This is a genomic window from Simiduia agarivorans SA1 = DSM 21679 (genome assembly GCF_000305785.2).
Lineage (GTDB): Bacteria > Pseudomonadota > Gammaproteobacteria > Pseudomonadales > Cellvibrionaceae > Simiduia > Simiduia agarivorans.
Map to the genome: position 1 here is coordinate 546,428 of NC_018868.3, position 21,342 is coordinate 567,769.

General features: G+C 53.9%; 19 protein-coding genes. 15 read left to right on the plus strand and 4 right to left on the minus strand.

What is annotated here, in order from left to right:
- Nucleotides 1-38: 38 nt before the first annotated feature.
- From M5M_RS02450 to M5M_RS02490, 9 genes are all read left to right on the plus strand, one after another.
- The gene (locus tag M5M_RS02450; RefSeq protein WP_015045882.1) at nucleotides 39-2,288 is read left to right on the plus strand and encodes a chemotaxis protein CheA; all 2,250 of its coding nucleotides are present in this window, start codon (nucleotides 39-41) and stop codon (nucleotides 2,286-2,288) included.
- Nucleotides 2,289-2,406: 118 nt separating this feature from the next.
- Complete coding sequence (locus tag M5M_RS02455) at nucleotides 2,407-3,369, plus strand: protein-glutamate methylesterase/protein-glutamine glutaminase (RefSeq protein WP_338057835.1); 963 nt, start codon at nucleotides 2,407-2,409, stop codon at nucleotides 3,367-3,369.
- A gap of 3 nt (nucleotides 3,370-3,372) precedes the next feature.
- Nucleotides 3,373-4,119, plus strand: coding sequence for a flagellar motor protein (locus M5M_RS02460; RefSeq protein ID WP_015045884.1), 747 nt, complete (start codon nucleotides 3,373-3,375; stop codon nucleotides 4,117-4,119).
- Nucleotides 4,120-4,121: 2 nt separating this feature from the next.
- Nucleotides 4,122-5,105 (plus strand): flagellar motor protein MotD, encoded by a 984-nt coding sequence (gene motD, locus M5M_RS02465; protein WP_015045885.1) that lies wholly within the window; start codon nucleotides 4,122-4,124, stop codon nucleotides 5,103-5,105.
- Nucleotide 5,106: 1 nt separating this feature from the next.
- Nucleotides 5,107-5,895 (plus strand): ParA family protein, encoded by a 789-nt coding sequence (locus tag M5M_RS02470; RefSeq protein WP_015045886.1) that lies wholly within the window; start codon nucleotides 5,107-5,109, stop codon nucleotides 5,893-5,895.
- Nucleotides 5,892-6,785, plus strand: a complete 894-nt coding sequence (locus M5M_RS02475; RefSeq protein WP_015045887.1) for a chemotaxis protein CheW — start codon at nucleotides 5,892-5,894, stop codon at nucleotides 6,783-6,785. The genes M5M_RS02470 and M5M_RS02475 overlap by 4 nt, the downstream gene beginning before the upstream one ends.
- A 91-nt stretch (nucleotides 6,786-6,876) precedes the next feature.
- Complete coding sequence (locus M5M_RS02480; protein ID WP_015045888.1) at nucleotides 6,877-7,362, plus strand: chemotaxis protein CheW; 486 nt, start codon at nucleotides 6,877-6,879, stop codon at nucleotides 7,360-7,362.
- A 1-nt stretch (nucleotide 7,363) separates the two neighbouring features.
- Complete coding sequence (locus M5M_RS02485; protein WP_015045889.1) at nucleotides 7,364-7,807, plus strand: DUF2802 domain-containing protein; 444 nt, start codon at nucleotides 7,364-7,366, stop codon at nucleotides 7,805-7,807.
- Nucleotides 7,807-8,328, plus strand: a complete 522-nt coding sequence (locus M5M_RS02490; protein ID WP_015045890.1) for a hypothetical protein — start codon at nucleotides 7,807-7,809, stop codon at nucleotides 8,326-8,328. Before M5M_RS02485 ends, M5M_RS02490 begins: the two co-directional genes overlap by 1 nt.
- Nucleotides 8,329-8,335: 7 nt before the next feature.
- Here M5M_RS02490 and M5M_RS02495 read toward each other — a convergent pair whose 3' ends face one another.
- Genes M5M_RS02495 through M5M_RS02510 form a run of 4 tightly spaced genes read right to left on the minus strand, consistent with a single transcriptional unit; the run spans nucleotide 8,336 to nucleotide 11,808 of the window.
- The gene (locus M5M_RS02495) at nucleotides 8,336-9,091 is read right to left on the minus strand and encodes a YciK family oxidoreductase (RefSeq protein WP_015045891.1); all 756 of its coding nucleotides are present in this window, start codon (nucleotides 9,089-9,091) and stop codon (nucleotides 8,336-8,338) included.
- Nucleotides 9,088-9,771, minus strand: coding sequence for an HAD family hydrolase (locus tag M5M_RS02500; protein ID WP_015045892.1), 684 nt, complete (start codon nucleotides 9,769-9,771; stop codon nucleotides 9,088-9,090). The genes M5M_RS02495 and M5M_RS02500 overlap by 4 nt, the downstream gene beginning before the upstream one ends.
- Complete coding sequence (gene ubiG / locus M5M_RS02505) at nucleotides 9,764-10,483, minus strand: bifunctional 2-polyprenyl-6-hydroxyphenol methylase/3-demethylubiquinol 3-O-methyltransferase UbiG (protein WP_016389177.1); 720 nt, start codon at nucleotides 10,481-10,483, stop codon at nucleotides 9,764-9,766. Before ubiG ends, M5M_RS02500 begins: the two co-directional genes overlap by 8 nt.
- Complete coding sequence (locus M5M_RS02510) at nucleotides 10,480-11,808, minus strand: TRZ/ATZ family hydrolase (RefSeq protein WP_015045894.1); 1,329 nt, start codon at nucleotides 11,806-11,808, stop codon at nucleotides 10,480-10,482. The genes ubiG and M5M_RS02510 overlap by 4 nt, the downstream gene beginning before the upstream one ends.
- A 271-nt stretch (nucleotides 11,809-12,079) precedes the next feature.
- On the opposite strand from M5M_RS02510, the gene gyrA reads away from it, so the two are divergent.
- The 6 genes from gyrA to galU all read left to right on the plus strand — a co-directional run bounded on the left by gyrA (nucleotide 12,080) and on the right by galU (nucleotide 21,041).
- On the plus strand, nucleotides 12,080-14,641 hold the full coding sequence (gyrA, locus tag M5M_RS02515; protein ID WP_015045895.1) for a DNA gyrase subunit A: 2,562 nt from the start codon (nucleotides 12,080-12,082) through the stop codon (nucleotides 14,639-14,641).
- Nucleotides 14,642-14,666: 25 nt separating this feature from the next.
- Complete coding sequence (pheA, locus tag M5M_RS02520; RefSeq protein ID WP_015045896.1) at nucleotides 14,667-15,776, plus strand: prephenate dehydratase; 1,110 nt, start codon at nucleotides 14,667-14,669, stop codon at nucleotides 15,774-15,776.
- Nucleotides 15,777-16,394, plus strand: a complete 618-nt coding sequence (gene cysC, locus M5M_RS02525) for an adenylyl-sulfate kinase (RefSeq protein WP_015045897.1) — start codon at nucleotides 15,777-15,779, stop codon at nucleotides 16,392-16,394.
- On the plus strand, nucleotides 16,391-18,613 hold the full coding sequence (locus M5M_RS02530; protein WP_016389178.1) for a bifunctional prephenate dehydrogenase/3-phosphoshikimate 1-carboxyvinyltransferase: 2,223 nt from the start codon (nucleotides 16,391-16,393) through the stop codon (nucleotides 18,611-18,613). The genes cysC and M5M_RS02530 overlap by 4 nt, the downstream gene beginning before the upstream one ends.
- 46 nt (nucleotides 18,614-18,659) lie before the next feature.
- The gene (locus M5M_RS02535) at nucleotides 18,660-20,015 is read left to right on the plus strand and encodes a phosphohexomutase domain-containing protein (RefSeq protein WP_015045899.1); all 1,356 of its coding nucleotides are present in this window, start codon (nucleotides 18,660-18,662) and stop codon (nucleotides 20,013-20,015) included.
- A gap of 147 nt (nucleotides 20,016-20,162) precedes the next feature.
- Entirely contained in the window at nucleotides 20,163-21,041 is an 879-nt protein-coding gene (gene galU / locus M5M_RS02540; RefSeq protein WP_015045900.1) for a UTP--glucose-1-phosphate uridylyltransferase GalU, read from the plus strand.
- Nucleotides 21,042-21,342 lie beyond the last annotated feature (301 nt).

A 21,342-nucleotide genomic window follows, 5' to 3' on the forward strand; every position in this document is an offset into this window, starting at 1 on the left:
AGACCAGCTATATAACGTTGGTCAACGAGGAGCGCTGAATGGGTTTTGGCGATGACGAAGATATTTTGCAAGACTTCCTGGTGGAAGCCGGCGAGATATTGGAAAAATTGTCTGAACAGCTGGTTGAGCTGGAGCGTCAGCCCGACGACCGCGACCTGTTGAATGCGATTTTCCGGGGATTTCATACCGTTAAGGGTGGTGCCGGTTTTTTGCAGTTGGGCGCCATGGTCGACTGTTGCCACGTAACAGAAAATTTATTCGACATCTTGCGCACAGGCAAACGGTCGGTAACTCCGGAGCTGATGGACGTGGTGTTGCAGGCTCTGGATGCGGTTAACCACCAGTTTGAGGAAGTTCAGGCCAGAGAAGCGCCCACGCCGGCAAATCCGGAATTGATTCACCAGCTCGAGCGTTTGGTCAATCTCGAAGACCTTAACGAATCGAGTGACGGCGCAGATTCCGAGCCGGCAGAGCCGGATCAGAGTGACTCAGATGTCGAAGCGGTGCAGGCAGAGGCTCCAGCACCCGGTGATGATATTACCGATGCCGAATTTAACGAATTGCTGGACGCTATTGATCCGCCATCATCTCCTGCGGCGAAAGATCCGGCGCCAGCGTCGGCTGCCACTGACGATATCACTGAAGAAGAGTTTGAATCTATCCTGGATCAGTTGCACGGCAAGGGCAAAGGCCCGGGTGCTACAGCGCCCAGTGCCAGCCCGGCACCAGCCAGTCAAAGCGACGATATCTCCGAGGATGAGTTCGAAGCTTTGCTCGATCAGCTTCATGGTAAAGGCAAGGGGCCGGGCAAAACGGCACCGCCTCCACCCAAAGCACCCGCTGCTGCAGCCGGGGGCGGAGACACTATCACCGAAGATGAATTTGAAGCGCTGCTCGACGAGTTGCACGGCAGCGGCAAAGGCCCAGGGGCCAAAGGTGGCGCGGTAGCGGCGCCCGCGGCCAGCGCTGCACCAAAACCGGGTCCCACGCCAAAACCGACGCCTGCAGCGGCGCCAAAACCGGCGGCCAAGCCCACTCCTAAACCCACTGCGGCAGCAACACCCGCGCCTTCGGTACCAGCGAAGGCCCCGGCACGGGATAACAATCCACCACCCGCTGCGGAAACCACGGTTCGGGTCGATACACAGCGGCTCGACGATATCATGAATATGGTGGGCGAATTGGTGCTGGTACGAAACCGACTGGTGCGGTTAGGCGCTAATACCAACGACGAATCGCTCAGTAAGGCCGTGAGCAATCTGGATGTGGTTACTGCAGACTTGCAGACATCGGTAATGAAAACCCGGATGCAGCCAATCAAGAAAGTGTTTGGTCGCTTTCCCAGGGTAGTACGGGATCTGGCGCGCAATCTTAAAAAAGAAATCAATCTCGAGCTTCAGGGCGAAGAAACCGATCTGGACAAAAACCTGGTGGAAGCACTGGCCGATCCCCTGGTTCACCTGGTGCGTAATTCGGTTGACCACGGTATCGAGCTGCCCGACGTGCGCGAGAAAAGCGGAAAGTCCCGGGTTGGTAAAGTCATACTGGCCGCCGAACAGGAAGGCGATCATATTCTGTTGTCTATCACAGATGACGGCGGCGGTATGGATCCCGAGAAATTAAAGGAAAAAGCGGTAGAGAAGGGCGTATTGGACGAGGACGCAGCACAGCGCCTGAGTGACGTAGAAGCGTTTTCTTTGATCTTTGCGCCGGGCTTCTCCACTAAAACCGAGATCTCTGATGTGTCCGGCCGCGGCGTCGGTATGGACGTGGTGAAAACCAAAATTACCCAGTTGAATGGCTCCATTGAGATACGTTCAAAACTCGGTGAAGGCACCCGCATTATTATTAAGGTACCGCTTACACTCGCCATTATGCCCACACTGATGATTATGCTGGGCAAGCAAACATTTGCGCTGCCACTGGTGAGCGTCAACGAGATATTCCACATGGACCTCACCCGCATCAATGTGGTCGACGGTCAGGAGTGTGTCACAGTACGGGATAAAGCTGTTCCGGTGTTCCACCTGAAACGCTGGCTGGTCAAAGGCGCAACCAAAGAAGCCCAGCCGAAAGAGGCCCATGTAGTAATCGTCAATGTAGGCACTCAACGCATGGGGTTCGTGGTTGATCAATTAATCGGCCAGGAAGAGGTGGTTATCAAGCCTCTGGGCAAAATGTTGCAGGGCACGCCGGGTATGGCTGGTGCCACCATTACCGGGGACGGCACAATTGCGTTAATTCTCGATGTGCCAAGCATGCTCAAGCGGTATGCCGGTCGCCGGTAATGCCTGCATCTCACGCGAGAAAAGCAGTAGCGTAATAGGATACGGGGGTATTAATGGTCATCAAGGTTCTCATCGTTGATGACTCTAACGTTTTTTTCAGCAGCGGTTAACGGAAATCATTAATGCGGATGCTCGCTTTAAGGTAGTTGGCAAGGCGTCCAACGGCAGGGAGGGCGTGGAGAAGGCTAGAGCACTGAAGCCCGACGTAATTACCATGGATTACGAAATGCCGATGATGGATGGCGTAACCGCCGTTCGCCAGATCATGGCAGAAAATCCAACACCGATTCTTATGTTTTCCTCCTTGACCTACGAGGGTGCGCGCACGACGCTCGATGCGCTTGACGCCGGTGCCGTGGATTTTCTGCCGAAAAATTTCTCCGAGGTGTCCAGTAACTCAGCGGCACTCAAAGCAAAATTGCACCAGAAACTGGCTCAGATAGCGCGAAAAACGGCTGCAACACAGACACCGATGGTGAAGCCGGTGGACGTCCCAAAAGTGGCCAATATCAAAGGCCAGATTCGATTAGTGGTGATTGGTGCTTCAACCGGCGGTCCGCTGGCAGTCACTGAAGTTGTGCGCAATCTGCCCGCCAATTTTCCGCTACCGGTCATTCTGGTGTTGCACATGCCGGAGAATTTTACCCGAGCGTTTGCCGAGCGGTTGGATAAACAGTCCCGGGTTAAAGTAAAAGAGGCCACGGATAATGACCTTTTGGTACCCGGTACGGTGTTGTTGGCACCCGGTGGTAAGCAAACCATCTTGCACCCGGTGAACAAGCAGACCATCAGCGTTATCGATGGTGATGACCGGGTGAATTATAAACCCTGTGTCGATATCACGCTGGCCAGCGCAGCCAAGGCTCAGGGCGCCGGCCTGTTAGGTGTGATAATGACCGGCATGGGCAGTGACGGTCGCGATGGTGCCCGGCTGGTTAAGCAGCAACGCGGGCACATTTGGACCCAGGACGAAGACAGTTGCGTTATCTACGGCATGCCGCAGGCGGTAGTGCGCGAAGGGTTGTCGGATCGGGTATGCAAGTTAGCAGAGCTCAGTCGGCTTCTGAGTACGGAGCTTTAACCTATGGACTTGTTGACCATTCTGGGTGTCATTATCGGCTTTGCAGCGCTGATAGGCGGGAACTGGTTGGAAGGCGGCTCCTGGACCAGTTTGCTCAATGGTCCCGCCGCCATTATTGTCATTGGCGGCACCGTTGGTGCGGCATTGTTACAAACACCGCGCAACCGTTTACGCCGATCGTTGTCTATGCTGCCCTGGATTCTGAAGGCCCCGGCAACCCCGTATCATACCGGCGTCAAGCAGGTGGTACGCTGGGCAGCCGCAGCGCGCAAGGAAGGGTTATTGGGTCTGGAAGCGTTATCTGAATCCGAGCGCAATCCGTTTGCACGCAAAGGGCTGCAGCTGTTGGTCGATGGTAGCGAACCGGAAGACATCCGGCGAGTGCTCGAAAACGACCTGGATATCCTCGAGTCGCGGGATATTGATGCAGTTCGGTTCTTCGAAAGCATGGGGGGCTACGCGCCAACCATCGGGATTCTGGGGGCGGTTATGGGGTTGATTTCAGTCATGCAAAACCTGGCCGATCCTTCCCAGCTTGGGCCGGGTATTGCGGTGGCTTTTGTCGCCACCATTTACGGGGTCGCCCTGGCCAACCTGCTTTTGATTCCGGTTGCCAATAAGCTGTCACAGTGTGTTTTGGAACAAAGTCGTTACCGCGAATTGATGCTCGAAGGTATCGTGGCCATTGCCGAGGGCGAAAACCCCAAAGCTATTGAAATGAAGCTTAACGGCTACACCCAGCAGGCCTGACCGTGGCTCGCCGCAAACATGCCAGTGCTCACATGGCCATCAACCACGAACGCTGGCTGGTGTCTTATGCCGATTTTATAACGCTGCTGTTTGCCTTTTTTGTCGTCATGTATTCGGTGTCGCAGGTGTCGGAAGAAAAATACCGGGTACTGTCTGACACCTTAATGAGCAGTTTTAAGTTTCAGAATCAGACCCTTAACCCCATACAGGTGGGGGAACCAAGCCGTTCGCCAGAAGCCTCCGCCATTGATACCCAAACTCCCGAAACCGGCGAACAGCCGGGCAATGGCGCTTTTGATCGCCAGGTTGATCTGCCGCATATGGCAGAACAACTCCGGGAAACCTTCGGAGACCTGATTAACAGAGAATGGGTGAGTGTAACCGCCAACGAAGATTGGCTTGAAATCGAATTGAAAAGCCAGTTGCTGTTTGGTTCTGCCAGTGCTGAGCCCAATGAAGATGCCCGTGTTATTTTTACCGAACTGGCCAGGGTGCTTGGCCAGGCCGATAATCCGGTACAGGTTGAAGGGCACACAGACAACGATCCCATTGTGACCGACCGTTATCCCTCAAACTGGGAGCTGAGCGCCGCGAGAGCCAGTGCTGCTGTCAAATTATTGGCAGAGTCCGGGGTGGATTCGCGCCGTTTAGCCGCTGTGGGCTATGGAGAATTTCAGCCTATTGCCGATAACAGCACAGAAGCCGGGCGAAGCCAGAATCGCAGAGTGGCGATCATGGTTGCACGCGCGCCAATTAATCGGCCTGTACGAAACCTCGCAGACGCAAACATCGAGCCACGGCCGGCCCAACCTGAAGAGGATCGCCAACCGGAGGTTTCCGAGTCTCAACAAACCGGGCCGGAAGAACCGCCCGCCACCAGCAATGGCTTGCGGGCGATCAAGCTGAAAAGTGGTGGGCTATTGTTTACCAGTGATCCTGAACGTATTCGGGAAGCACAAGATCCAGAGGCTGATCAGCAGCAATAACGTGGAAATTTGGACCGTTGCCAATCAGAAAGGTGGCGTGGGTAAAACCACCACCGCAATTACCCTGGCCGGTTTGCTGGCGGAGCAGGGCCGTCGCGTTTTGCTTGTTGATATGGATCCTCACGGTTCTCTGTCGGCCTATTTCGGGCACAATCCGGATCAGCAGTCACTCAGTAGCTACACCCTGTTTGAACAGCGGGAATCCCTTAATCCTAATCTGGTTTTATCTACTTGCAAGCCTACCGACTTGGACAGTGTTCGTGTTATTCCTGCCTCAATGGCGCTTGCCACTCTGGAACGCCAGGCGATTGGGCGCGACGGTATGGGGCTGGTGATCGGCAAAGCGTTGGCAATGATATCTTCAAATATTGACGTTGCAATTATTGATTCTCCACCATTACTGGGTGTATTGCTCGTAAATGCGATTGCCGCCTGTGAAAAGCTGGTGATTCCTGTGCAGACTGAATACCTGGCATTAAAAGGGCTTGAACGAATGCTGCACACGCTTGAAATGATGGCGCGCTCCAGAAAAAGCCGATTGCAACCCGTGATTCTGCCAACCATGTTTGACCGCAGAACGCAGGCGAGCGTCAGCAGCTTACGGCAATTGAGAAACCAATACGGCGACCAGGTGTTTCCGGGCAAAATACCGGTAGATACCCGGTTTCGCGACGCATCCAAAATGGGGCGGTTTCCCCATCGCATGAATCCCGTAGGCCACGGCGTCACCGATTACCGTCAGTTTCTGAAATGGTTTGCCGGATCTGCGCCACTGGAGCAGGTGTCATGAGCCTGAATAACCCGCAAGACAGCGTGTGCGATTATCTGGCAGAGCTGCTCTACGACGCTGAGGACGTACCTCTGGAAACCGGCCCGGATCGGAACAGTCGGGAGAGCCCACAAGCCGGGTCGGTAGAGACGGATTCCGACACAAAGCCAGTTACCCAGGCTAAACCCGTAGTACGCGAAACACGAGAACCAGATCTGGCGGAATCTGACGCGGTTGATCGGGAAAAACTGAACCGATTATTGAATTCAGCACAATTTGCCAGAACCGCATTGGCCTCTGAAGTCAAGGCCGCGCCACTCACCACCGTAAACCCGCCAGCTGCTCAGGAACCTGTCGATAAAGTCATTGAGACCCCCGACGAGGACACCCAGTTGCTCGTTGAACCGCATGAGCAAGCGGTTTTACAGTGGTGTGAAAACGGCCGACCACAATGGGCCCAGGAACGATTCGATGTGCTCTTGTTCAAGGTTTATGGGTTGACATTGGCGGTGCCTTTGATTGCCCTGGGCCAGATACAGCCTATAGATGAACAGTTGACGCCACTGTTCGGTCAGGCCGACTGGTTTATGGGCATTCAGCCAACCCCCATGGGAAAAATCAAAACGGTTAATACTGCGCTATTTGTTATGCCCGAAAGATATAACAAAGCCTTTCTGGACACGGCTAAATACGTCATCTCTATTCACGGGGTGCCTTGGGGGCTGGCGGTTGACTCGGTGGAACAGCCCAAAACCTTGTCGCCGGAGGATGTGAAATGGCGATCGGGGCGCACGCAAAGGCCATGGTTGGCCGGCACAGTGAAGGAATACATGTGCGCACTCATTGATATTCCCAATATGGCTGAATTGTTGAATGCGTCCGACAAGAACAGCCGCAAACCGCGTCTATAAAGCTGTTGAACTGACTGGCACAGATGCTGCTTTAAACTATATTTAAGAAACAGTCGTTAGTTTTTTGACGCTTTAGCTGAGGAATGTCCGCATGGCTACCAGTTCTACCAAAACCAAGTCCAGTGATGACCCCATTCTCCAGTGGGTGACGTTCAAGCTGGCGGGCGAAACCTATGGCATCAATGTCATGCAGGTGCAGGAAGTCCTGCGCTATTCGGAAATAGCGCCGGTGCCGGGTGCGCCTTCCTATGTGCTGGGGATCATCAATCTGCGCGGCAATGTGGTAACGGTCATTGATACCCGTCACCGTTTTGGTCTTGAGTCCGGTGAAATAAACGACAATACCCGGATTGTCATCATTGAAGCCGACAGTCACGTGGTGGGTATTCTGGTAGATAGTGTGGCGGAAGTGGTTTACCTCCGGCAATCAGAAATAGAAACCGCACCCAATGTGGGTAACGATGAAAGTGCCAAATTCATCCAGGGCGTTTGCCATAAAAACAATGAGCTGTTGATTCTCATTGAACTGAACAAGCTGCTGTCTGATGGTGAATGGGCAGAGCTGGAGAGCATCTGACATGATGGCGTCTATTCTTGCGGGTCTCTCGGATCTCAATTGGATACTGGTAGGGGCGGTGATGGTCAGCTGGATGGCCACCGCATTTGCTTTGATGAGCCTGCGTCAGACCCGCTTGCAGGAGCAGAAAACCCAGGCATTGCTCGCCAGTTTGCAGCACGATCTGATGGCGAACAGCCATGGCTTGGTGGGCATGGGCAAAAAACTGTTGACCATTGAAAAGGCGATAAAACCAAAAACCGATAAACCTCTACGACAGACGGCACCCAAAACGGCTGATAACGTGGTTTCGCTTTCTGATAAACAGGAGAAGCGCTACCGTCAGGCACGTCTCATGCTGGGTCAGGGATTAAGCGTTGAACAGGTCGCCAATGCTTCCGGTATTTCGCTGGCTGAAGCATCGTTGATTGCCATGTTGCGTGAACCGCGACAGGCTATGGTCTGATGTTGCGTGCAACCGGAGTTGCGTTTGTTATCTGTGTGCTGGCCGGCTGCAGTTTTGTCGATCGCCAGAAGACCACTGAGACCCGCTATCAGGAAGTTTCTGTTAACCCGGCTGTCTGGGCCAGTATCATACCTGGTGTGACTGATGAGCAATGGCTTTTGCGCCATCTCGGCCCACCCGCAACCATCGAAAAGAAGCAGCAGACCCAAATTTTTGTTTATCCCTTGGTGGCTCAGACTACCGACCGGTTAAACGTGTTTTTATTTTATAACCGGCGTTCTGTGGACCAGGCCTATTTCCAGAAGCACATCTATTTGGAAGCGGGTAAAGTCAGCCGCATAGAAACGGTGCAGCCTGTGCCTGCCATGGTAGCTACTCAAATCGTGAACGTAGCGCAACAGCAGGCCAGTCCAGTAACAGAGCCGGTCACACCGTCTGCACCGGCTGCAGAACAAGACCCCTATACCGACGGTCAGACGGATCCTTTTGAACACCCGTGGCCATTTGGCAGCTCACGCTGAACCGATTTTAAATTTCGCTATCCCAATCAAATTGCTTGCCTGAGTGCACAGCCGAATCTGGCCCCAACAGCCATAGGTAGGCAGGCATTAACGCATCGGCGGGCTTTACGTCTTCCGGATTTTCCGCCGGGTAGGCCGCAGCTCGCATCGCGGTGCGTGTAGCGGCGGGGTTAATGCTGTTAGCCCTGACCTGGCTGGTTCCATCTTCCTCATCGGCCAGTGTTTGCATCAGGTTTTCTTGCGCGGCCTTACTCGCTGCGTAAGCGCCCCAATACGCGCGTCCCCGGTAGCCCACGCTGGAGCCTGTGAACACTACGCTTGCGCTGGGCGCTGCGCGCAATAGTGGTAATAGCGACTTGACCATCAGAAAGGGGGCTGTGGCATTCACCTGCAGTATTTTCTGCCAGGTGTCGGCGGCATAATTTTCTAATGGCGTTCGTTCACCCAGTTCAGCTGCATTAAACAAAATGCCGTCAATTCTTCCGAATGCGTCGTCAATTTTGTCGGCCATGTCGATGTAGTCTTTTTCCACCGCGCCTTCAAAATTAATTGGGTAGATAGCGGCCTGAGGCAAATTTTCAGCGTCTATGGCGTCGTACACCTGCTCAAGCTTAGCGATGGTTCTTCCCATCAAAACCACGGTTGCGCCGTGACGTGCAAACGTGAGTGCTGCCTGTTTGCCGATGCCGGAACCTGCACCAGTTACAATAATAATTTTGTCTTTGAGCAGGTCTTTTGCAGGTGCGTATTCGGATAATTTCATGAGGCGTATTTCAACAAATTGGGGTGTATGGCATTAATGCTGCTGCGGATAAGCACGGCTAACTCATTGCTGGTATGGGCCACGGCTTTGGCTTGCCATTCGCTGGGTCGGGTGTCAATTTCAAGATAGCCGTAGCCAGCCGCATAGGCAACCATGCCGGCGCGCAATGCGGCCTGGATATCCCTTTCATGATCACCGCAATAAATACAGTTTTGCTCATCGGCACCGAGCAGCGCCGCCGCCAGCTGTAAAGACTCGGGGTGTGGTTTTGGGCTTTTTACCTCATCGCCGCACACCAACACATTCGGTGTCAGGGATAAGCGAGCGAGCAGGTTGTCGGTAAAGCGCTTGGGCTTATTGGTGACAACGCCCCAGGCGATTCCATGGGCGGTCAGGTCGTTGATCAGGTCTGACAGTCCTGCGTAGACCGCTGCCCGCTCACCAATGCGTCGGGTGTAGCCCTCGAGAAACGCTTGCTTCTGGGTCTCGGTCGCCTCGGTCACGTCAAAGGTCAGCGCCGCCATGGCGGCCGCGCCACCATTGATCCGATCGCGCATGTTAACCGGGTCAACGGCGGGCAAGGATAAGGTCTGGCGTAATTCGTCGGCAACGGCAATAAAGTCCGGAGCGGTATCGACCAGCGTGCCGTCGAGATCAAACAGTACTGCTATTTCAGTCATGGGGTTTCCGTGCTTGTACCAGATAATTCACGGACACATCTTGGTCATCGAGCTTGTACTGGCGCGTAAAAGGATTATAGGTCATGCCTGTCATATGGCCGATCTGAAGTCCAGCGCTGCGTAACCAGCCTGCGAGCTCAGAGGGCCTGATAAATTTGGCGTATTCATGGGTGCCTTTCGGCAGCAGCTTCAGGACGTACTCTGCACCAATGATTGCGAAGGCGTAGGCCTTCGGATTGCGGTTAATGGTGGAGAAAAACAGGTGACCACCAGGCTTTACCATCGCCGCACAAGCGCGAATGACAGAAGCGGGGTCGGGGACATGTTCCAGCATTTCCAGGCATGTTACTACATCGAAACGGTTGGCGTTTTCGCTGGCGTAGGCCTCCGCTGTGGTCTGGTGGTAATCGATATCGAGGTTAGATTCCAGCGCGTGCAGCCTGGCCACTTTCAGCGGGGTTTCACCCATATCAATGCCGGTCACCGACGCGCCCCGTTGGGCCATGGCTTCGGTTAACAGGCCGCCACCACAGCCCACGTCCAGTATTTTTTTGCCGGCAACGTTAGCGTGTTTGTCGATGTAATTGGCCCGCAACGGATTGATATCGTGCAGCGGTTTGAATTCACTCGAGGGATCCCACCAGCGATTGGCCAGGGCCTCGAATTTTGCCACCTCGGCCGGGTCAACATTGGTTGAGGTGTGGGTTTTCATGGTTGTCGTCCTGTTACTATCTTCTTCTGCCATTGTTGCGCCCGCTGCGCCAGCTGATCGACGTCCAGCGTTGTGAGGGCGTGATCGATGAGTAGCGCGTTGCCGTCAACCCACAGGTGTGAGGCCGAATGGGCATTGTCGTTGTACACCAACTGGGCGACGGGATCATAGCAGGGCAGGTTGCCGATGCCGGTCAGCGGGAAAGCGGCGATGTCTGCGCGCTTGCCTTTTTCAATACTGCCTGTCTCGTTGTCGATACCCAGTGCCTTTGCGCCATTAATGGTGGCCATGCTCAGGCATTCGTGGGCCGAAAGACTGGCAGGGTTTCCGGAGGCGATTTTCGCCAAAAACGCCGCCGATTTCATCTCTCCGGCCATATTCAGATCGTTGTTGCTGGCGCAGCCGTCGGTCCCCAGTGCGACATTGACGCCATTCTCAATCAATTTTGTCACCGGGCAGATGCCGGAGGCGAGTTTCATGTTGCTCTCGGGGCAATGCACCACATGGCATTGCCATTGCTGAACCAGTTCAATATCCCGATCGGTTAATTGGGTCATGTGCACCAATTGGGTCCTGGGGCCCAGCACGCCCAGCTGCGCCAGTCGCTCCAATGGGCGGATGTCGCCTGCGTTGGCAATCTCGGTGGCGGTTTCGTGCGCGTGAATCTGAATACCTGCATCCAGTTCGGATGCCAGCGTCGCAACCCGGCTGAGTGCCTGGTCATTTACGGTGTAAGGTGCGTGCGGCCCGAAGGCGATGGCGATACGGTCGTAGTTGCGGTAGTCATCATGAAGTTTCAGGCCCTTGCTGAAATACTCGTCTTCGGTCGCTGCCCAAGGGGTAGGGAAGTCTATGATCGGGAAGGTGATCTGGGCGCGCAAGCCCGCCTCGCGCACAGCCTTGGCGGCCGCGTCCGGGTAGAAGTACATATCGGAGAAACAGCTCGTGCCCGAGCGTATCATCTCGGCTGTGGCGAGCAGGGTGCCGTCGTAAACGAAGTCGAAGCCCACATGGCGGCCCTCTGCCGGCCAGATATGCTGTTCCAGCCAGGTCTGTAGCGACAGGTCGTCGGCGTAGCCCCGCAATAGCGTCATGGCCGCATGACCGTGCGCGTTAATAAAGCCAGGGGTGACCAGGTGATGATCCAGGTGGTGCTCAGTCTCTGCCAGGTATTGTCGGGTCGCCTGCGTTTGGCTGGTTATGTCCACGATTTTTCCGTCAGAGATCACCAGAGCGCAGTCACTGAGTACGCGACCCTCTGGTGCCGCCGGTGCTATCCACTTCGCATTGATCACCAGATCGACGGTTTGTTTGCCTGAATTCATGGAATTTCTCACCCTCTATTCTGGTTGCTTTTTGACCAGTTCGTGTGCCGCTCGGGCTCCGGTCGGGCAGTATACCTAGGATGTTCGCTCAGCATCAGGGGCAGTGCCTATGTAATTGAATTTATGGTAGTATCCGGCGATTGTGCGGGCTGTAAAGCCGCGCCTGACTCTGCCAGCGCAGAGGTGCTCGAAAAACCACCTTTGCAGCCTACTTTTTGAGCTGCGCGGGGTTGCAGGGCTAAGACCAACAAGCAAAGGATAAAGAGCCTCCATGGGTGAAATAGCGAAAGAAATATCACCAGTCAATATCGAAGACGAACTCAAGCAGTCATACCTCGACTATGCCATGAGCGTCATCGTTGGCCGTGCACTGCCCGATGTGCGCGATGGCCTTAAACCTGTGCACCGGCGCGTGCTGTTCGCTATGAGCGAGCTCAATAACGATTGGAACAAACCTTACAAGAAGTCGGCCCGTGTTGTCGGTGACGTGATCGGTAAATACCATCCTCACGGCGACTCTGCTGTGTACGATACGATTGTGCGGATGGCTCAACCATTCAGTCTGCGTTACATGCTGGTAGACGGCCAGGGTAACTTCGGTTCCATTGACGGCGATTCCGCAGCCGCCATGCGATACACCGAAATCCGCATGGCCAAAATTGCCCACGATTTACTGGCTGATCTCGATAAAGAGACGGTTGATTACGTCCCTAACTACGACGGTACCGAGCAAATACCCGCGGTACTGCCCACACGCATTCCGAATCTGTTGGTCAATGGCTCTTCCGGTATTGCGGTGGGTATGGCGACCAATATCCCGCCCCACAACCTGACCGAGGTGGTCAAGGGCTGTCTGGCGTTGATTGACAATGCCGATATCACCATCGACGAGCTGATGGAGTACATTCCGGGGCCGGATTTCCCCACGGCGGCCATCATTAACGGCCGTGCGGGTATTATCGAAGCCTATAAAACCGGACGTGGTCGTATTTATATCCGCGCCCGCGCGGAAGTGGAAGTGGATGCAAAAACCAGCCGCGAGCGCATTGTCATTTCAGAAATTCCCTATCAGGTGAACAAAGCCCGCCTGATTGAAAAGATCGCGGAACTGGTAAAAGAAAAGAAAATCGAAGGCATCAGTGAGCTGCGCGACGAGTCCGACAAAGACGGTTTGCGCGTGGTGATTGAACTGAAGCGGGGTGAGGTGGGCGACGTTATTCTCAATAACCTCTACGCTCAGACCCAGCTGGAAAACGTTTTCGGTATCAATATCGTCGCCTTGGTTGACGGTCAGCCGCGCATCCTGAACCTGAAAGAGATGCTCGAGTATTTTGTTCGCCACCGGCGCGAAGTGGTGACCCGGCGTACGGTCTATCTGCTGCGTAAAGCGCGCGAGCGCGGCCATATTCTGGAAGGCCTGGCGGTGGCCATCGCCAACATTGATCCTGTGATCGAGCTGATCAAGGCTTCTGCGACACCGGCGGATGCAAAAGATGCCTTGCTCGCCCGTGGCTGGGAGTCTGGCACCATCAGTCAGTTCCTCGAGCGAGCGGGCAGCGATGCTTGTCGCCCGGACGGTTTACCGGAACAGTTCGGCATGCGCGACGGTCGTTATTATCTGTCGCCCGAGCAGGCTCAGGCCATTCTGGAATTGCGCCTGCACCGCCTCACCGGCATGGAGCACGACAAGCTGTTGGCGGAGTATCAGGAAAAACTCAACCAGATCGCTGAATACCTGGAAATTCTCGGGTCTTCCGTCCGCTTGATGGAAGTGATTCGCGGCGAATTAGAACAGGTACTGGTGGATTTTGGTGATGAGCGCCGGTCGGAAATCGTCACGTCACGTCGCGACCTGACCATTGAGGATCTGATCACAGAAGAAGATCGTGTGGTAACCATCTCCCACGGTGGCTACGCAAAAAGTCAGCCGCTGACCGACTACCAGGCGCAGCGCCGGGGCGGGCAGGGCAAGTCTGCCACTGCCGTAAAAGACGAAGATTTCGTTGAGCATTTGTTGATTGCCAATACCCACACCACCATATTGCTGTTTACCAATGCCGGTAAGGTGTACTGGTTAAAAGTCTATGAAATTCCATTGGCGGGTCGCCAGTCACGTGGTCGTCCAGTGGTTAACTTGCTGCCACTGGCTGAAGGTGAGCGGGTGACATCGATTCTGCCTGTTGATGAATACGACGACGATCATTTTATCTTCATGGCCACGGCTAACGGCACAGTCAAGAAAACGGCGTTAACCCAATTCTCCCGTCCCCGCAGTGTCGGTCTGAAAGCGATTGAGCTCGATGAAGGGGATCAGTTGGTAGAGACGGCCATTACCGATGGTAAGCAAACCATTATCCTGTTTGCTTCTACTGGCAAAGCCGCTCGTTTTGCCGAAGACGATGTACGTTCGATGGGCCGCGTTTCCCGCGGTGTGCGCGGCATCCGTATGCCCGAAGGTGCAACCGTAGTGGGTATGGTTGTGCCGCAAGAGAATGGCTACGTGTTGACTGTCAGTGAAAATGGCTACGGTAAGCGTACTCAGGTAGATGAGTTCCCGACCAAGGGGCGTGGTTCGCAAGGCGTGATCGCAATGGCAAGTTCTGAGCGCAATGGCGCGCTGGTCGGCGCTGTTCAGGTCATGGACGGTGAAGAAATTATGCTCATTTCCGATTTGGGCACGCTGGTGCGCACGCGGGTTGATGAGGTGTCGGTACTGAGCCGGAACACCCAGGGTGTTCGCCTGATTAAAGTCAAAGACGGCGAACAATTGGTAGGAGTCGAGCGCATTGCGGAGTCTGAAGAAGACGAACCGGAAGAAGGCGGCGAAGAGTAAGCCCGTTAAAATAAAGAACATTTGTATGAGTCACGATCCACAATCGGAAACGAAACAGAATCTGATCGCGCTGCGCGACCGGATAGACACTATCGATGAACAAATCGGCGAGTTGATCAGCGAGCGCGCCCGCTGTGCCCAGGAAGTTGCTGAGGTCAAAAAAGCCGCTGGCGAGCCGCAGGTGACGTTTTACCGGCCAGAGCGCGAGGCGCAAGTGTTGCGGCGTGCCATGGAGCGCAATAAAGGTCCGCTTAACGATGAGGAAATGGCGCGGCTTTTCCGGGAGATAATGTCTGCCTGCTTGGCCCTGGAAGAGCCCATCAAAGTGGCGTTCCTCGGCCCGGAGGGCACGTTCACTCAACAAGCGGCAATCAAGCACTTTGGCCATAGTGCGGTTACCCGCCCGATGTCGGCCATCGATGAGGTGTTCCGAGAAGTGGAGGCGGGTGCCGTAAACTACGGCGTCGTTCCCGTTGAAAACTCCAGTGAAGGTGTTGTCACCCACACCCTGGACAATTTCATCGGCTCCAATCTGAAAATTTGTGGTGAAGTTGAGCTTCGTATTCATCATCATCTGATGATTTCCGATGTCACCCACAAGGATGCGATTACGCGCATTTATTCCCACTCGCAATCGCTGGCCCAATGCCGAAAATGGCTCGATGCACATTACCCTAAAGCCGAGCGCGTAGCGGTTAATTCCAATGCTGAAGCCGCCAAGCGGATCAAGGGTGAGTGGAATGCGGCGGCCATTGCCGGTCGCATGGCAGCAGAGCTGTATGGCCTCAATATGCTGCATGAAAAAATTGAAGATGAGCCGGATAATTCCACCCGGTTTCTTATCATTGGTACCGAGCGCGTACCTGCCAGTGGCACGGACAAAACGTCTATCGTCGTCTCGGTGAAGAACTCTCCCGGTGCCTTGCACGATTTGTTGGCGCCTTTCCAGAAACACAAAGTGGATCTTACGCGCGTGGAAACGCGCCCGTCCCGTACCGGTGCCTGGAACTACGTGTTCTTTATTGATTTCAAAGGACATACCGACGATGTGCCGGTGCAGACAGCTCTCGCAGAAGTCGCAGAACGCGTAGCCGATCTGAAGGTATTGGGTTCTTATCCTAAAGGCGTGCTGTAAATGGCTGGGGATTTTCTGACCTGGCACAGCCACAGTGTCGACCAGGAGCAGCATGCCCGTCAAAAAGGCCAGCGCCCTTGTCTGATCTGGCTCACGGGCCTCAGTGGCTCAGGCAAATCCACCATTGCCAATGCGCTGGAACTGGAGCTGCTCAAGGCTGATAGGCACAGCTATCTTTTGGATGGCGACAATGTGCGCATGGGTTTGAACAAGGATCTGGGTTTTTCCGATGCCGACAGGGTTGAGAACATCCGCCGGATTGCCGAGGTGTCCCGGTTAATGGTGGATGCTGGTCTTATTGTGATCAGTGCCTTTATCTCGCCGTTTAATGCCGAGCGCCGACTGGCAAAAAGCCTGTTTCCGGAAGGCCAGTTTTTTGAAGTGCACGTCAACGCACCGCTGGCGGTCTGTGAGACCAGGGATCCGAAGGGCTTGTATAAAAAAGTCAGGGCGGGAGAAATCCGGCAGTTTACTGGCGTAGATTCTCCCTATGAAATTCCCGATTCACCCGATCTTGTATTGAATACTGCAGAGCATGATGTACAAGGCTGTGTAGATCAACTACTGGCTTTTTTAATTGCGCAGGGCGTATTGCCTGCGCCTGAGGGCAGAGTGTGAACGTCGTCAACACACTGGTTGTGGTTGGCCTGGGGTTAATCGGGTCCAGCCTGGCTGCCGGATTAAAACAGCGCGGTAGGGTCGGGCGTGTGTTAGGCGTTGCGCGCCGGACTGAGACGCTGCAGGAAGCACAGTCGATGGGTATCATTGACGCTGGTGCGCTGTCCTTGTCTGAATTGTCAGGTGAGTTGGTGCCGGGCGATGTGGTGTTTATTTCTGTGCCCACGTTGGCCGTCGAATCGGTGTTAGACGAATGCAAAGCCTGCTTACCAGCCGGCATCATTATTACGGACGGCGCCTCGGTCAAAGGCAGTGTGCTTGATGCTGCACGCCGGGTATGGGGGGTTGTGCCCCCCGAGCTGGTGGCAGGCCACCCCATCGCGGGTTCGGAAAAAAGCGGCGTCAGCGCCTGTAACCCGGATTTGTATGTCAATCATCGCGTCATTCTTACGCCGGTGGAAGAGACCAGCATCGGAGCGCATCAGAAAGTCACAGCTTTGTGGCAGGCTGTTGAGGCGGAAGTACTGAATATGCCGGTAGACCTGCATGACGACGTGCTGGCCGCCACCAGTCATTTACCTCATGCCATCGCCTATTCGTTGGTAGATACGCTGGCTCACGATTCCGATAACGAAGATATTTTCCGGTATGCGGCGGGTGGATTCCGGGATTTTACCCGTATCGCGTCCAGCGATCCGGTTATGTGGCATGACATTATGCAGGCCAATCAGGCCAGTGTGTTGGACGCCATTGATTTGTTCAGCGCAAACCTTGGTCGTTTGCGTAAAGCTATCGCGACAGACGATAGCGAATATATGCTCGGCGTGTTCACACGCGCCAAAGAGGCGAGAGATCACTTTACACGGTTAATAAATAAACAGGCGTTTGTTCCCAAAATGCAAAGTAAAGAAGTCACATATGTCATGCAACCCGGTGGTCAGGTCAACGGCCAGATTCGTGTTCCGGGCGATAAATCCATTTCCCATCGCTCCATCATGCTCGGCTCGTTGGCCGAGGGTGTGACCGAAGTCGAAGGTTTCCTCGAGGGTGAAGATGCACTGGCCACCCTGCAGGCCTTCCGCGATATGGGTGTCGTTATCGAAGGCCCCAATAACGGCCGGGTAAAAATCCACGGTGTCGGACTCCACGGTCTGCAAAAACCGGCTGGGCCACTCTATCTAGGCAACTCGGGTACCTCGATGCGCCTGCTCGCCGGAATTCTGGCCGGCCAACCCTTCGATACAGTGTTAACCGGCGATGAGTCATTGTCCAAGCGGCCTATGAACCGCGTTGTGAAACCCCTGCTGTCCATGGGTGCCAGGATTGAAGCCGAAGGTGAAAAGGGTTTTCCCCCTGTGAAAATCACCGGTGGCCAATCGCTTAGAGCAATGGATTACACCCTGCCGATGGCCAGTGCACAGGTTAAATCCTGCGTATTGTTGGCAGGTCTGTATGCGGACGGTGAAACCTCTGTAACAGAGCCTGCACCCACACGCGATCATACCGAGCGAATGTTGCGCGGCTTTGGTTACAAGGTGAGCAGTGAAGGCCCAAAAGCGAGCCTGAAAGGCGGAAGTTCGCTTTTTGCAACGCAAATTGACGTGCCGGCTGATATTTCCAGCGCTGCATTCTTTATGGTGGCTGCATCTATCGCCCCGGGCAGTGATCTCACGCTCACCCATGTAGGCATCAACCCAACCCGCATAGGCATTATCAACATTTTGCGTCTGATGGGTGCTGACATTACCATCAGCAACGAGCGGGAAGTAGGTGGCGAGCCGGTCGCAGACATTAGGGTGCAGCATGCACCATTGAAGGGCATTCAGATTCCGGAAGACCAGGTACCCCTGGCTATTGATGAATGTCCGGTGCTGTTTGTGGCCGCCGCCTGTGCCGAAGGCACCACAGTACTGACTGGAGCCGAAGAGCTGCGGGTCAAGGAGAGCGATCGCATCCAATGCATGGCAGACGGCTTAATTACGCTTGGTATCAAGGCTGAGCCTACGCCAGACGGTATTGTAATCGAAGGTGGGCAGCTGGGGCAGGGCACCGTGGAAAGCTATGGAGACCATCGCATTGCCATGGCGTTTGCCGTTGCCTCACTGCGCTCATCCGGCCCGATTACCATTCTGAATTGTGCCAATGTGGGCACGTCATTCCCTAATTTTGCCGAGTTGGCACAGAATGTGGGTATAAAACTAACAACGCAGGCCCAATAGTCGCGAAAGCCAGGGCTGGCGATGATGTAAATTGATGGAGTAAATAATGACTGCAGCGTTAACCTGCTTTAAGGCCTACGATATCCGTGGCAAATTGGGCGAAGAGCTTAATGACGATATTGCTTATCGCATTGGTCGTGCCTATGCGGAATTTCTGAAACCCGCGCAGGTGGTTGTGGGCGGCGATGTCCGCCTTACCAGCGAGTCACTGAAACTGGCGTTAGCTGAAGGCCTGCGTGACAGTGGCGTGAACGTACTGGACATCGGCCTGTGTGGCACCGAAGAAATTTATTTTGCCACGAGTCACTTGGGTGTCGATGGTGGCATTGTAGTAACGGCAAGCCATAATCCCATCGATTACAACGGCATGAAAATGGTGCGTAAGGATTCGCGCCCCATCAGTAACGATTCCGGTTTGCTGGATATTAAACAATTAGCGGAACACAATGCGTTCGGCGAAAAAGCTCCTACCCGTGGAAGCTATGAGCAGGTGTCTGTGCTGGAGGATTATGTACAGCACCTGTTGTCTTATGTGGATGTCAGCAAGCTAAAGCCGCTTAAGTTGGTGGTTAACGCCGGTAATGGCGCCGCGGGTCATGTTATAGATGCGCTGGAAAAACACCTCCCGTTTACTTTTATCAAAGTGCACCACGAGCCGGACGGCACTTTCCCCAATGGCATTCCCAATCCGCTTGAGCATGACAATCGTCAAGACACCATTGATGCGGTATTGGCGCATAAGGCGGACATGGGTATTGCGTGGGATGGCGATTTTGACCGCTGCTTTTTGTTTGATGCCAGTGGGCAGTTTACCGAAGGTTATTATATTGTCGGTTTGCTCGCAGAAGCTTTCCTTGCCAAAACACCGGGTGCCAAGGTTATTCATGACCCGCGTCTGACCTGGAATACCGTTGAGATATGTGAATCCTCCGGCGGCAAGGCAATCCAATCCAAAACCGGCCATGCGTTCATCAAAGAAATCATGCGGGCGGAGGATGCAGTGTACGGCGGTGAAATGAGTGCGCATCATTATTTTCGCGATTTTTTCTACTGTGACAGCGGCATGATCCCCTGGTTGCTGGTGGCCGAATTGATTTCGGTGAAGGACCAGCCTCTGGAGTCCATGCTGGCCGAGCGCATCGCGAAATTCCCATCGCCGGGTGAAATCAATAGCAAAGTTGTGGATGCCAAAGCGGCGATTGATCGCGTTGCAGCCGCCTACCAGAATGATGCAGTTGCCATTGATAAAACTGATGGTGTCAGTATGACGTTTGATGAATGGCGTTTTAATCTGCGTATGTCCAATACTGAGCCAGTAGTGCGGCTTAATGTGGAAACGCGTGGAGATAAGGCGCTGATGGATAAGGTTACGCAAGAGATTCTCTCGTTAGTAAGGCAGTAGTTGGCATATATATTTCAACCTTGCTATTCGCAGCTGGGAAGCGGATGGCCGCGCCGCCGATCCCACAGTTTTTTCCTGATTATGGTGTAAAGCTGCCTTGTGGGAGCGGCTTCCCAGCCGCGAACTTCCTGAACAAAGGAATAAATTATGAACAATAAACCCGTCACCAAAGCCGTATTTCCCGTCGCTGGCATGGGCACCCGCTTTTTACCCGCAACCAAGGCGATTCCGAAGGAAATGCTGCCTATTGTGGATAAGCCTTTGATCCAATATGCGGTTGAAGAGGCTTATGCCGCCGGCATTCGTGAAATGATATTTATTACCGGCTATCACAAGCGGTCGATTGAAGACCATTTTGATAGCGCCTATCAGCTAGAATCGGAACTCGAAATCGCCAACAAGCTAGAACTTCTCGATACGGTTCGCTCTGTAAAGCCGGATGATATGGAGTGTGTTTATATTCGTCAGCCAAAAGCCTTGGGGTTAGGGCATGCTATATGTTGTGCCGAGAGGTTGATCAATGATGAATATTTTGCCGTGCTGCTTGCGGACGATTTAATGGTAGGAGAAGGCAAACCGATTCTTGCTCAAATGGTTGATGTATATCATCAGACGGGCGGGTCGGTGATGGCTACGCAGGATGTGCCACGCGAAGAAACCTATAAGTACGGTATTCTGGATGTAGCTGGAAGTGCGGAGCAAACTGCGCGCATAGTGGGCATGATCGAGAAGCCTGCCGTTGAGGACGCGCCTTCTACCTTGGCAGTATCCGGTCGTTATGTTCTGTCATCCAGCGTGTTCGGGTACATCAAATCCCAGCCTAAAGGTAAGGGCGGAGAAATTCAGCTCACCGACGGCATAGCCGCCATGTTGAAAGATGAAGGTGTTTATTCGTATCGCTACAACGGTCGCCGCTATGATTGCGGCAGTAAGGAAGGCTACGTAAAGGCCACTATCGATATGGCATTGGCAAGTAACGGTTTGTCTGCGGCAACGCGTGAGCATATAAATAGTCTTAATATCTGAGATTCGCGGCTGGGATCGGAAGGCCGCCCCGCGCTCCCACAGTAGAAGCAAAGTATTGTGGGAACGCGGGTCGGCTTCCCTGCCGCGAAAAGGCTCAAAAAAGCCATAGTTTTAATGCACTCTCGTGCCACCCATCCTCTGAATCATTGACAAATTTTCGCACCCCTTTACTTGGTACAAATGAAGTAGGAAATTCACCTACACGCTTTGACGTATTCACCCACAAGACATTCGCTCGCCGTTTACCTACTCTGTAATCGCCGGTAAGTAATACGGCGACTTAAAGAATGGATTCTTAACT